Genomic DNA, 12,215 nt, shown 5'->3' with positions numbered 1-12,215 from the left:
CACGAAGGAAAAGGGAAGAACAATGATGTTGAACCGCACGAATACGGGCCGGACCGGTCGTTTGGCGACCATGGTGGCCATCACCGCCGTGGCCGCGCTGGCCCTGACCGCCTGCAATAGCGGCTCGGGATCTGCCGGTGGCGCCAGCCCCTCAGCAGGAGGGGACCAGAAGATCACCTTCATCCCCAAGCAGCTGAACAACCCCTACACGGACGTTGTCCTGGGCGGCGGCAAGAAGGGTGCCGCAGAGGCAGGCTTCGCCTCCTCCCAGGTAGTCGGCCCGCTGGAGGCCTCCGCCTCCAGTCAGGTTTCCTTCATCAACGCCGAGACACAGGCCGGCACGAACGTCATTGTGATCGCGGCAAATGATCCCGACGCCGTCTGCACGGCCCTGGGCGAAGCTCGTTCCGCCGGTGCCAAGATCGTCGCGTTCGACTCGGACACCAAGCCCGAGTGCCGCGACGTGTTCATCAGCCAGGTGGTGGCCAAGGACGTGGCCCTGATCCAGACCAAACTGATTTCCGAGCAGATCGGCGGCAGCGGCGAAATTGCCATCCTGTCGGCCACCGCCAACGCCACGAACCAGAATGAGTGGATCAAGTACATGGAGGAGGAGCTCGCCTCCAACCCTGCGTACAAGGACATCAAGCTCGTGGCCAAGGTCTATGGCGATGACAACGACACCAAGTCCTTCCAGGAAGCGCAGGGCCTCCTGCAGGCCCACCCGAACCTGAAGGGCATCATCTCCCCGACCACCGTCGGCATCGCAGCCACCGCCCGGTACCTCTCAACGTCCGCCTACAAGGGCAAAGTTGCCCTCACCGGACTGGGCCTGCCCAATGAAATGCGCCCCTTCATCAAGGACGGAACCGTCAAGGAGTTCGCCCTCTGGGATCCGGCACAGCTTGGCTACATTGCAGCATTCGCCGGCAAGGCCCTCAAGGACGGCAAGATGACCGGCGCCGAAGGAGACACCTTCACCGCCGGGGAACTCGGTGAACGCAAAGTCGGCAAGGGCGGACTGGTGATCGTCGGGCCACCGACCGTCTTCAACACCGGAAATATCGACAAGTACAACTTCTGATCCCTGCCTGAACCATCCCGAGTGGCCGAGTGCCGGGCGGGCCGCTGACAGCCCGCCCGGCACCTCCCCCGTTTCCAGGGCCCGCTCCCAGAGCCTCCGTTCCCTGAGCCCCAGGTTCCCTTTTTCATGCCGGAAGGCCCCCTCAAATGAACCAGAAACAAGCGGCCGCCCGGCTGCTGCAGCCGCACCGGCGTCGCCCCACCCGCATCGGATTGGTCTCCGGCGGGCTGGGCGCCTACTGGCCCCAGTTTCCGGAGCTGCTTCCGCAGCTGCAGGACTCAGTCCGTTACGTCACTGGCCGCTTCCAGGGACTCGACGCCGAAGTCATCGACACGGGCTTCATTTCCGACGCGCAGGAGGCCGCCGCAGCCGGCGAAAAGCTACGCGTCGCCGACTGCGACCTCATCGTCATCTTCCTGACCACCTACCTGACCTCGTCCATGGTGCTGCCCATCGCCCAGCGGGCCAAGACCCCCGTCCTGGTGATCGACCTGCAGCCCACCGAAGCGATGGACCACGCCAACTTCGACACCGGCAAGTGGCTGGCCTACTGCGGGCAATGTCCGGTGCCGGAGATCGCCAACGTCTTCCGCCGCGCCGGGATCGACTTCCGCTCCGTCTCCGGACACCTCAAGCAGGAATCCGCCTGGGAACGGATCAACAAATGGGTCCACGCTGCCGGTGTCCGGGCCCGGCTCCGAAATGCCCGGCACGGACTCATGGGCCACCTCTATCCGGGCATGCTGGATGTCGCCACCGACCTGACCACCGTCTCCACCACCTTCGGCTCCCACGTGGAGGTGCTGGAATTCGACGACCTCCGCGAACGCGTCAACGCTGTGCCCGAGGCGCAGGTAGCCGAACGGCTCGACCTGGCCCGTGACCTTTTCGTGCTGGATGAATCCGTGAACGACGACGACTTTGCCTGGGGCGCGAAGGTCTCGGTGGGGCTGGACCGCCTGGTGGAGGACTTCGATCTTGACTCCGTGGCCTACTACCACCGGGGACTGGCCGGAGAACAGCACGAACGGCTGGGCGCCGGGATGATCCTGGGCTCCTCCATCCTCACGGCCCGGGGAATCCCGATGGCCGGCGAATACGAGCTGCGGACCTCCATCGCCATGCTCGCCGCGCAGGCCATGGGCGCCGGGGGATCGTTCACCGAAATCCAGGCCTTGAACTTCTTCGACAATGTGGTGGAAATGGGCCACGACGGACCGGCGCACCTGGCGGTGTCGGCGCAGGATCCGCTGTTGCGTGGACTGGGCGCCTACCACGGCAAGCGCGGCTGGGGGGTCTCGGTTGAATTCGATGTACGGCACGGACCGGTCACCACCTTCGGCCTCGGCCAGGACCCGGACGGCAGCTATGTCTTCATCACCTCCGAAGGCGAAGTGGTTCCGGGCCCGCTGCTGGCAATCGGCAACACCACCTCGCGCGTGGACTTCGGCGGGGACCCCGGACTCTGGGTGGACCAGTGGAGCCAGACCGGCATTGGCCACCACTGGGCCCTCTGCCTCGGTCACCGTGCGGCCGACATCAAGGCTGCGGCGTCCCTTTTGGGCATTGAACACCGCCACGTGGTGCTCTCATGAGCACCCAGCGCGTCTGCTTCCAGCTCCAGCTGAAACCCGGCCTCATCCCGGAATACACCCGCCGCCACGCCGCCGTATGGCCGGAGATGCTCCAGGCACTCAAGGCCTCCGGCTGGAACAACTACTCACTCTTCCTCCGGGCTGACGGGCTCCTGATCGGCTACTTCGAAACGGAGAGCCTTTCCGAAGCCCAAGCCCGGATGGCAGCCACGGGCGTCAACGCCCGGTGGCAGGCCGAAATGTCCGGCTTCTTCGAAGACCTAGCCGGAGCCCCCGACGAGGGCTTCCTCCAACTCACCGAAGTATTCAACCTCGAGGACCAACTGTCCGCCGCCGCGCCAGTCCTCGCCCCCACTACACCCGAAGGAGACTGACGTGTCCATCCCCACGGACGTTCTGACCACGCTCGAACACCAGAGCATCGAACTGCCCTCCTGGGCGTTCGGCAACTCCGGCACCCGCTTCAAGGTTTTCGCCACGCCCGGAACCCCGCGCACCATCGAGGAGAAACTCGCCGACGCCGCCCAGGTCAACGCGCTCACGGGGCTGGCCCCGTCGGTTGCGCTGCACATTCCCTGGGACAAGACGGACGACTACGCCGCGCTGTCTGACTATGCGGCGGGTCTCGAAGTGAAGCTGGGAACGGTCAACAGCAACACCTTCCAGGACGACGACTACAAATTCGGCAGCCTCACGCACAGCGACCCCGCCGTGCGTCAGAAGGCCGTGGACCACATGTACGAATGCCTCGAGGTGATGAACCAGACCGGCTCGCAGGACCTGAAGGTCTGGCTGGCGGACGGCACCAACTACCCGGGACAAGGCAACATGCGCTCCCGCCAGGACTGGCTGGCTGAGTCGCTGCGCAAGGTCTATGACCGGCTCGGCGAGGACCAGCGCCTGGTGCTGGAGTACAAGTTCTTCGAGCCGGCGTTCTATCACACCGATGTTCCGGACTGGGGTACCTCCTACGTGCACTGCCTTGAGCTGGGCGAGAAGGCGAAGGTCTGCCTGGACACCGGCCACCACGCGCCGGGCACCAACATCGAGTTCATCGTCGCGCAGCTGCTGCGCCTGGGAAAGCTGGGTTCCTTCGACTTCAACTCGCGCTTCTACGCCGATGATGACCTGATTGTGGGAGCCGCGGATCCGTTCCAGTTGTTCCGTATCATGCATGAGGTGGTCCGCGGAGGCGGGCTGGAGCCCGCCGCCGGGGTGGTCTTCATGCTGGACCAGTGCCACAACGTCGAAGGGAAAATCCCGGGCCAGATCCGCTCCGTCCTCAACGTCCAGGAAATGACGGCACGGGCGCTACTCGTGGACACCGCGGCCTTGGAAGCAGCGCAGAATGCGGGCGATGTGCTGGCCGCGAATGCCGTGCTGATGGACGCCTTCTACACCGACGTCCGCCCCGACCTTGCCCAGTGGCGTGAATCACGGGGCCTGCCCGCCGACCCGATGGCCGCCTTCGCCGCCAGCGGATACCAGGAAAAAATCAATGCCGATCGCCAAGGCGGCCACCAGGCCGGATGGGGAGCCTAAGACCATGACCAATGCAGCAGTTGAACAACTGATCTCCCGTTCCAACCGCCTCGGCGCGGACAAACGGAACACGAACTTCGCCGGCGGCAACACCTCCGCCAAGGGCACCGAAAAGGACCCCGTCACCGGGGAGGACGTCGAATTGCTGTGGGTGAAGGGCTCCGGCGGTGACCTGGGCACGCTGACCGGATCCGGACTCGCCGTGCTGCGCCTGGACCGGCTGCAGGCGCTCAAAAACGTGTACCCCGGCGTCGACCGGGAAGACGAAATGGTGGCCGCGTTCGATTACTGCCTGTTTGGCAAGGGCGGCGCGGCGCCGTCGATCGACACCGCTCTGCACGGCCTCGTGGACGCCGCCCATGTGGACCACCTGCACCCGGACTCGGGCATCGCGATTGCCACGGCCGCGGACGGGGAGGCCCTGACGGCCAGGATCTTCGGCGACAAGGTGGCATGGGTGCCCTGGCGGCGTCCCGGCTTCCAGCTTGGCCTGGACATCGCCGCGATCAAGGAAGCGAACCCGCAGGCCGTCGGCACAATCCTCGGCGGCCACGGCATCACTGCCTGGGGTGCCACCAGCGAGGAAGCCGAAGCCAACTCGCTGTGGATCATCGAGCAGGCCGAGCAGTACATCAAGGACCACGGCAGGAACGAACCCTTCGGCGCGAAGCTGCCCGGCTACGCCGCCCTCCCGGAAGCCGAACGGCGCGCGAAGGCCGCCGCCCTGGCTCCGGTGATCCGCGGGCTGGCGTCCATGGACAAACCGCAGCTCGGGCACTTCAGCGACGACGCCGCCGTCCTGGACTTCCTGGAAAGCGCCGAACACCCCCGGCTGGGCGCGCTGGGCACGTCCTGCCCGGACCACTTCCTGCGCACCAAGGTCAAGCCGCTGGTCCTGGACCTGCCCGCGGACACCTCCATCGAGGACTCCGTGGCCCGGCTGAAGGAACTCCACGCCGCCTACCGTGAGGACTACCAGGCCTACTACGACCGCCACAAGACGCCGGAATCCCCGGCCCTGCGCGGCGCGGACCCGGCCATCGTCTTGGTCCCGGGGGTGGGCATGTTCTCCTACGGGGCGAACAAGCAGACCGCCCGGGTGGCAGGGGAGTTCTACCTCAACGCCGTCAACGTGATGCGCGGCGCCGAGGCGATCTCCAGCTACGCCCCGATCGAGGAATCCGAGAAGTTCCGGATCGAATACTGGGCTCTGGAGGAAGCCAAGCTCGCCCGGCTGCCCAGGCCCAAGTCCCACGCCACCCGGATCGCCTTGGTGACCGGGGCGGCGTCGGGCATCGGCAAGGCGATCGCCACCCGCTTCGCCGCCGACGGCGCGTGCGTGGTCATCGCGGACCTGAACCTGGACAACGCCCGGGCCGTGGCCGCGGAACTTGGCGGCCCGGATGTGGCGATCGGCGTCCAGGCCGACGTCACGGACGAGGCGCAGATCGCCGCGGCCATCCAGGAAGCCGTGCTGGCCTTCGGCGGACTGGACCTGGTGGTCAACAACGCCGGGCTCTCCATCTCCAAGCCGCTGCTGGAAACCACGGAAAAGGACTGGGACCTGCAACACAACGTCATGGCCAAGGGCTCCTTCCTCGTGTCCAAGGCCGCCGCGCAGGTCATGATCGGCCAGGACATGGGCGGAGACATCATCTACATCTCCTCCAAGAACTCCGTGTTCGCCGGGCCGAACAACATCGCCTACTCCGCCACCAAGGCCGACCAGGCCCACCAGGTCCGGCTGCTCGCCGCGGAACTCGGGGAGCACGGCATCCGGGTCAACGGCATCAACCCCGACGGCGTCGTCCGCGGCTCCGGGATCTTCGCCGGCGGCTGGGGCGCCAAACGCGCCGCCGTCTACGGGGTGCCGGAAGAGGAACTGGGCAAGTACTACGCCCAGCGCACCCTGCTCAAGCGCGAGGTCCTCCCCGAAAATGTGGCCAACGCTGCCGCCGTCCTCACCGGCAGCGAACTGTCCCACACCACCGGCCTCCACATTCCCGTGGACGCCGGTGTGGCCGCCGCGTTCCTGCGATGAACCGGACGACACCCCCGGCCAGCACCGCCCCGGCACCCGCCGGGGCGGTGTTCGCCGCGGTTGAGTCCGCCGGGGCGGTGTTCGCCGCCGTCGACATCGGAGCCTCCTCAGGCCGGGTCATCCTGGGCCGGGTCACTGCCGGGCGGGCGGAGCTGGAAACGGTGCACCGCTTCCCCAACGGCGTCAAGGAGCTCGACGGCGGCCTCCGCTGGGACTTCGACACCCTCTTCGCCGAGGTACTTACCGGACTCGCGGCTGCCGCAACAGTGGCCGCGGCCCGCGGCGAGCGGATCGGGAGCATCGGGATCGACACCTGGGCCGTGGACTACGGCCTGGCCAACGCTGCCGGTGACCTTCTTACGGCGCCTTTCAGTTACCGCGATGACCGCAGCCGTGACGCGGTTTCCCGGGTGCACCAGGTCCTGGAGCCGTCGCGTCTCTACGCCACCACGGGACTGCAGTTCCTGCCGTTCAACACGATCTACCAGCTCGCCACGGAGCCCACCCTGGACGGGCTGCAGGCGCTGCTCATCCCGGACCTGATCGCGTTCCTGCTTACGGGGCAGCGCCGCACCGAGGCCACCAACGCCTCCACCACGGGGCTCTTCGACGCTGCCGCGGGGGAGTGGGCCACCGAGTTCCTCGTCGCGCTGGGCCTGCCCGCGGACCTGTTCCCGCCGCTGGTCCAGCCCGGGGAGACCATCGGCACCCTGCTGCCGGCCATAGCCAACCGGGCCGGGCTGCCCGCGGGCACGACGGTGGTCGCTGTGGGCTCGCATGACACCGCCTCGGCCGTCGCCGCCGTGCCCGCGGATCAGGAGGACTTCGCCTACGTTTCCTCGGGCACCTGGTCCCTGGTCGGCGTCGAACTCAAACACCCCGTCCTGACCGAGGCCAGCCGGCTGGCGAATTTCACCAACGAACGCGGCGTGGACGGCACCATCCGCTACCTGCGCAATGTGGGCGGGCTCTGGCTGCTCAGCGAATGTCAGCGCACCTGGGCCGGTGAGGGGTACCGGCCCGGGCTCGATGACCTGCTAGACGCCGCCGCGGCGCTCCCCGGCGGCGGGCCCGTGATCAACGCCGATGACCCCTATTTCATCGCCCCTGACAACATGCCCGGGAGGATCCGCGCCGCCGTCCGCAACACCGGGGCTGTCCCGCCGGACGATCCCGCGGCCATCGTGCGGTGCATCCTGGACAGCCTCGCTGCCGGCTATGCCCGGACCATCGCCGACGCCGAACGGCTCGCGGACGTGACCGTGGACGTGGTGCATATTGTGGGCGGCGGGTCCCAGAACCGGCTCCTCTGCCAGCTCACCGCCGACGCCACCGGCAAACGCGTCATTGCCGGACCGGTGGAGGCAACGGCCCTGGGAAACGTCCTCGTCCAGGCCCGCGCCGCCGGCATGCTCAACGGCGGGCTGCCGGAACTGCGCACCGTCGCGCGTGCCTCCCAACAACCGGCGAGCTATGTGCCGTCGCGTTCAGCGGACTTTGGGGCCGCCTTCCACCGGCGCACGCCACCGGCCGGGCAAAGCAAGGCCCCTGCTTCCCCACTTTGAACAGAGGGAGGCAGGGGCCTTGCAATTTTACGGAGTGACTAGCTGTCCCGAGCGCCGGCCGCCTCGGTGCCGGCTGCCGCACCGGCGAGGCGCAGCCAGGTGTCCACCACGGTGTCCGGGTTCAGTGACACGGAATCGATGCCTTCGCCGACCAGCCACTCGGCGAAGTCCGCATGGTCGCTGGGTCCCTGGCCGCAGATCCCCACGTACTTGCCGCGGGCCTTGCAGGCCTTGATGGCCATGCTCAGGAGCTTCTTGACGGCGGGGTTGCGTTCGTCGAAGCTGCCCGCGACGATGGCGGAATCCCGGTCCAGGCCGAGGGTCAGCTGGGTCATGTCATTGGAACCGATGGAGAAGCCGTCGAAGTGGTCCAGGAATTCGTCGGCCAGCAGCGCGTTGGCGGGCAGTTCACACATCATGATGACCTCGAGGCCGTTTTCACCGCGGCGCAGTCCGTTCTCCGCGAGCAGATCGATGACGCCGCGGCCCTCGTCGAGGGTGCGCACGAAGGGGATCATCAGCTTGACGTTGGTCAGCCCCATCTCATTGCGGACAAAGGACAGGGCCTCGCACTCGAGGTCGAAGCAGTCCCGGAAGGACGGCTCCAGGTAACGGGAGGCGCCGCGGAAGCCGAGCATCGGGTTCTCTTCATGCGGCTCGTAGGCGGGTCCGCCGAGCAGGTTTGCGTACTCGTTGGACTTGAAGTCGGACATGCGCACAATCACCGGCTCCGGCGCGAACGCGGCGGCGATGGTCGCCACCCCTTCGGCCAGGCGCTTGATGTAGTAGTCGCGCGGGTTATCGTAGGCGGCAATCCGCTGCCGGATTTCCGCGGCGACGTCCGCCGGCTGGTCGTCCAGATTCAGCAGCGCCTTGGGGTGGATGCCGATCTGGCGGTTGATGATGAACTCCAGCCGGGCCAGGCCCACACCGTGGTTCGGCAGCTGCGCGAAGGTGAACGCCTGCTCCGGGGTACCGACATTCATCATGACCTTGACCGGAGCCTCGGGCAATTGGGTGACCTCGGTTTCCTCGACGCTGAAGTCCAGGAGTCCTTCGTAGATCAGACCGGTCTCGCCTTCGGCGCAGGAGACCGTCACCTCGACGCCGTCGGACAGCCTGTCCGTGACGTCCCCGGTGCCGACGACGGCGGGGATGCCCAGTTCGCGGGCGATGATCGCGGCGTGGCAGGTGCGTCCGCCCCGGTTGGTGACGATGGCGGACGCACGCTTCATGATCGGTTCCCAGTCCGGGTCGGTCATGTCGGCGACAAGGACGTCGCCGGTTTCGAAGGCGGCCATCTGGTCGATGGCGGTGAGGATACGGACGCGGCCGGCGCCGATGCGCTGGCCGATGGCGCGTCCCTCGGACAGCACGCGGCCGGTCTCGTTCAGGCGGAAGCGGCTCAGCTGGCCGGCGGGCCTGCGGGACTGCACGGTTTCCGGGCGGGCCTGCAGAATGTAGAGGCCGCCGTCGATCCCGTCTTTGCCCCATTCGATGTCCATGGGGCGCCCGTAATGGGTCTCGATTGCGAGGGCATGGCGGGCGAGCTGCTCGACGTCGTCATCGGTGATGCTGAAGCGGTTCCGCAGTGAAGCCTCAACCGGCACAAAATCAATCGTGCGGCCGATTTCACGGCTGGCCGTGTACGTCATCTGGAGCGCCTTCTCGCCCAGCCCGCGCTTGAGGATGGCGGGGCGGCCCGCCTGCAGTGCGGGCTTGTACACGTAGAACTCGTCCGGGTTGACCGCACCCTGGACTACGGCCTCGCCGAGACCATAGGAGGAGGTGACGAAGACAGCGTCCTGGAACCCGGATTCGGTGTCCATGGTGAACATGACGCCGGAAGCCCCGACGTCGGAACGCACCATCCGCTGGATCCCCGCCGAGAGTGCCACCTCAGCGTGCTCGAATTTGTGGTGTACCCGGTAGGCGATGGCGCGGTCATTGTAGAGCGACGCGAACACATCCTTGATGGCCAGCAGGATGTTCTCGATGCCCCGGACGTTCAGGAAGGTTTCCTGCTGCCCGGCGAAGGACGCATCAGGAAGGTCTTCCGCCGTCGCGCTGGAACGGACAGCCCAGGAAAGGTCCGCCGAGCCCCCGTGCTTGTCCACCAGCTTCTGGTAGGAGGTACGGACCTGAGCTTCAAAGTCCGGCAGGAAGGGCGTCTCGCGCATCAGGGTACGGATCTCCTGGCCCGCCGCGGCCAGGGCGGTCACATCATCGGTATCCAGGCCGACCAGCCTGTCGGCAATCTTCTGATCCAGGCCCGAGTCGGCCAGGAACCTGCGGTAGGCGTCTGCTGTCGTGGCGAAACCGTCCGGTACCTGGACTCCGGCCGAGGTCAGGTTCTGCACCATCTCGCCGAGAGAGGCGTTCTTGCCCCCCACCCGATCCAGGTCCTTGAGTCCGAGTTCTGAGAACCACAGGATGTCTGTCGTCATAGTCACTGCTCCTTTGCAAATGGTGGCATGCGGGGCGCTGCCCCCGCGTGCGGCGATCACCGCTTGGGCGGAGGCCCTGTCCACAGTGACAGGTCTCCGCCAGTCTTTCCACATGACGTGCGCCACACGGTATTTGTGAAATTTTTCCCTAATGCTTGAGCTTCATCCGCTGCAGGATCGTGGCAGCCATTTCCTCCACGGACACACTTGCCGAATTAAGGTAGGGAATCCCATGGGACAGGTATAAACGCTCAGCGCTGCGCAGCTCAAAACCGCACTGCCGCAGCGAGGCGTACGGCGAGCCGCGACGGCGTTCAGTGCGGACCTGACTCAGGCGCAGGGGATTGGATGTGAGGCCAAAGCACTTCTCAACGAACGGCCTTAGCGGCTTGGGGAGCCCCTCCCTATCGAAATCCTCGTCCACGAGCGGGAAGTTCGCGGCGAAGATGCCATGCTGCAGCGCCAGATACATGGTGGTGGGTGTCTTGCCGCAGCGGGAAGGGGCCACCAGAATGACCTGGGCCTTTTCCAGCGCACGCAGGCTCTGGCCGTCATCATGTTCCATGGCGTATTCGACGGCGGTCATCCGGGATTGATAGCGGGCGGCGTTGCCCAGGCCATGGGCACGGCCCGGTTCTCCGCTGGCCAGGGCGCCAAGTGCACTCTCCAGCTGTCCGACGTGCGTCCCGATAAGATCCACCATGGTTCCCTTGCAGGTGGCCAGGGTCCGGCGGATGTCGCCGCCAACAGCGGTGGAAAACACGATCGGCGCCGGGCCGCGGGCGGCCAGATCATCGATGGTGTCGACGACAGCCTGCGCCTGTTCGACGGTCATGATGAAGGGGATCGTCGTGCGGTCAAAATTGCTCGCCGGGAACTGCGTAAGCAAGGTATTGCCCAGCGTTTCTGCAGTGATGCCCGTACTGTCCGAGAGGAAGTAGACCGGGCGGGGATCTTCATTGGTCATGTACGCATTCTCCACCAGCGCCAAACGAGCACGGAATGTTGGGCCGGGGGCTCGATAAATGAAGCGGGCAACGTGCTATTGCTTGCCTGGAGTAGCGTGTATCTCAACTCACAAAGGGGGCCGAATGAGCTACAAATATCGAACCGTCAGGGTTCGCGGTACTGACCTGGTTGGAACCATTGCCCGCAAACACGGGAGCGGGCCCGAGATCTACGAAACGTCGAAGGACCCGAACACCTCTGTTGTTCCGGTGTTCTTCCTGGCAACAGGCGAGGTCCGGTTCTTCGACAGGTCTCTGCTGGAGGACGTAGTAACGCCGACGGCGGAGTAGCTTCGGCCGCGCCCTCCTCCGCGGTGCCCGCCATGGGTCACAGGGTCTCAGCGGATGCGCTGAAGCGTCGGTTCGTGGCGGGTGCTGGGCAGGACATATTCGTTGTCGCCTGGGCCTCTGTAGTCTGTGACAATGTCGACTGAGTTTGCGGTGAGCCTTGCCGCCGTCGTTCTGCTGTTGTTGCTCTCACGGCTTCTGGTTCCCGCGCTGCCCCTGAAAAGGCTGGCAGCCCGGCTGACTGCCGTGGAGTTCGCCCTTGCCGCGTCGGGTCTCTTTGGCCTGATTCTTCATTGCGCTTCGATGTTCTTTGAGCCGCTGGTTGCTGCAATCCCGGGCAGCGCGCCCGTTATCGGCCAGATCAATTCGATGGGCACGGCCAGCGTGATCTGGTACGTCGTTCCGTCACTTCTGCTTCTGACCGGGCTTCGGCGACAAAACGTCGTGGCCCTGGCTTTGTTGGCCGCTGCGTTGCTTGCAGTCGGAGTGACGATGTACAACGGCACGGCGCTGCCGATCCACCTCAACACCGTGTTTGCGGCCGGCGTCACGACTGCGGCGATCATGTTCCTTCTCGTCGTGCCACCGTGGCAGACGGAACCGGAGCCTTAACGGACAGCTTCGGAACCGGTCCCACGGTGGTTTC

At 65.9% G+C, this 12,215-nt stretch carries 10 protein-coding genes; 8 read left to right on the top strand and 2 right to left on the bottom strand.

All coding sequences use genetic code 11. From position 1 onward, the window contains the following. Positions 1-22 precede the first annotated feature (22 nt). From rhaS to ACQCSY_RS06250, 6 genes are all read left to right on the top strand, one after another. Positions 23-1,084 carry a rhamnose ABC transporter substrate-binding protein gene (rhaS, locus tag ACQCSY_RS06275; protein ID WP_427134100.1) on the top strand — a complete coding sequence of 354 codons (1,062 nt, stop codon included), beginning with the start codon at positions 23-25 and terminating at the stop codon, positions 1,082-1,084. A 146-nt stretch (positions 1,085-1,230) separates the two neighbouring features. Next, positions 1,231-2,679 carry an arabinose isomerase gene (locus ACQCSY_RS06270; protein ID WP_427134098.1) on the top strand — a complete coding sequence of 483 codons (1,449 nt, stop codon included), beginning with the start codon at positions 1,231-1,233 and terminating at the stop codon, positions 2,677-2,679. Then, positions 2,676-3,053: an L-rhamnose mutarotase gene (locus tag ACQCSY_RS06265; protein ID WP_427134096.1), complete on the top strand. Its 378-nt coding sequence runs from the start codon at positions 2,676-2,678 to the stop codon at positions 3,051-3,053. The genes ACQCSY_RS06270 and ACQCSY_RS06265 overlap by 4 nt, the downstream gene beginning before the upstream one ends. A 1-nt stretch (position 3,054) precedes the next feature. Further along, a complete protein-coding gene (rhaI, locus tag ACQCSY_RS06260) occupies positions 3,055-4,221 on the top strand; it encodes an L-rhamnose isomerase (RefSeq protein ID WP_427134094.1) in 1,167 nt (388 codons plus the stop codon). Between the two features lie 4 nt (positions 4,222-4,225). Continuing rightward, positions 4,226-6,262 (top strand): bifunctional aldolase/short-chain dehydrogenase, encoded by a 2,037-nt coding sequence (locus tag ACQCSY_RS06255; RefSeq protein WP_427134092.1) that lies wholly within the window; start codon positions 4,226-4,228, stop codon positions 6,260-6,262. Continuing rightward, positions 6,259-7,827 carry a rhamnulokinase gene (locus tag ACQCSY_RS06250; RefSeq protein ID WP_427134090.1) on the top strand — a complete coding sequence of 523 codons (1,569 nt, stop codon included), beginning with the start codon at positions 6,259-6,261 and terminating at the stop codon, positions 7,825-7,827. Before ACQCSY_RS06255 ends, ACQCSY_RS06250 begins: the two co-directional genes overlap by 4 nt. A 38-nt stretch (positions 7,828-7,865) precedes the next feature. Here ACQCSY_RS06250 and ppsA read toward each other — a convergent pair whose 3' ends face one another. Both ppsA and ACQCSY_RS06240 read right to left on the bottom strand, forming a co-directional pair. Beyond that, a complete protein-coding gene (gene ppsA / locus ACQCSY_RS06245) occupies positions 7,866-10,274 on the bottom strand; it encodes a phosphoenolpyruvate synthase (RefSeq protein WP_427134088.1) in 2,409 nt (802 codons plus the stop codon). A gap of 148 nt (positions 10,275-10,422) precedes the next feature. Then, entirely contained in the window at positions 10,423-11,241 is an 819-nt protein-coding gene (locus ACQCSY_RS06240) for a pyruvate, water dikinase regulatory protein (RefSeq protein ID WP_427135707.1), read from the bottom strand. Between the two features lie 124 nt (positions 11,242-11,365). Here ACQCSY_RS06240 and ACQCSY_RS06235 point away from each other — a divergent pair, with 124 nt between their 5' ends. Both ACQCSY_RS06235 and ACQCSY_RS06230 read left to right on the top strand, forming a co-directional pair. Next, positions 11,366-11,572, top strand: a complete 207-nt coding sequence (locus ACQCSY_RS06235) for a hypothetical protein (RefSeq protein ID WP_427134086.1) — start codon at positions 11,366-11,368, stop codon at positions 11,570-11,572. Positions 11,573-11,722: 150 nt separating this feature from the next. Continuing rightward, the gene (locus tag ACQCSY_RS06230) at positions 11,723-12,181 is read left to right on the top strand and encodes a hypothetical protein (RefSeq protein WP_427134084.1); all 459 of its coding nucleotides are present in this window, start codon (positions 11,723-11,725) and stop codon (positions 12,179-12,181) included. Positions 12,182-12,215 lie beyond the last annotated feature (34 nt).

It is taken from the genome of Pseudarthrobacter sp. S9 (assembly GCF_050156545.1).
Classification (GTDB): Bacteria; Actinomycetota; Actinomycetes; order Actinomycetales; family Micrococcaceae; genus Arthrobacter.
The sequence above is the reverse complement of the archived record's forward strand: the minus strand, read 5'-3'. Positions and strand labels throughout refer to the sequence as shown.